The following is a 727-nucleotide window of genomic DNA, read 5'->3' as shown; positions in this document are numbered from 1 at the left end:
GAAGAGTTTACAGATGGATTGATGATAATTGATGAGCAGGTATAAAAAGCTTATTCTTTTTAAATAGTTCATCAGCAACTACACCCAGCCGCTTAATCACAGAAAAAATACCATCGGTTAATGGCTTGTCACTATTAACCTGTATATATCCATACGGAATTTTGCCATTGTACAATACCGGCACTGCTACTTCAGCAATAAGATTTTTTCTGTTTTGAAGGGTATAGTCCTTTGCATAGATTTCATTGATATATGTATTGAACATTTTTTGAGTTTTGCCATCAGGTTGAACATTCATATTAGAAATAAAGTAAGGCACGGGATTTGAATAAAAATATTTCATCCGTGGATCTGCCATGCCTTCATTTAAAAAGTATGTTTTGACGTAGGGAAAGCGTTTCTCTAAATCAAACCGTAGAATTTCTTTTATATTATCAACTTTTTTAAGAGATAGTGCCAGTGAATTTTGCAATATATAATCAGAAATAAGATTTGTTATAAACAACACTCCTTTACCTGCACCCAGTTCTATACGTTCTTCTTTACGGGGATTTGAAATTATCTGAAACTGAATTGGATAAAAAACGTACATGCCGTCTGCATCTTTTTCTTTTAACTTAAATACACCATTTACTAAATAGCCATCCTTACGGGTAATTATAATACAGGAATCAGGCATGTTTTTGATATAAGGGATTTTGAATGCAGCGGTACCATCAGCAAAACC

Annotated in this window: 1 protein-coding gene; it reads right to left on the bottom strand. The window is 33.3% G+C overall.

Annotation, left to right across the window (positions count from 1 at the left end):
• Positions 1–7: 7 nt before the first annotated feature.
• On the bottom strand, positions 8–727 hold a 720-nt coding region (locus tag N3F66_15145; GenBank protein ID MCX8125481.1), incomplete at its 5' end, for a hypothetical protein.

This window comes from Spirochaetota bacterium (genome assembly GCA_026414805.1).
In the GTDB taxonomy this organism is placed as follows: domain Bacteria; phylum Spirochaetota; class UBA4802; order UBA4802; family UB4802; genus UBA4802.
Note: the sequence above shows the minus strand (reverse complement) of the source record. Positions and strands in the feature narration are given on the sequence as shown.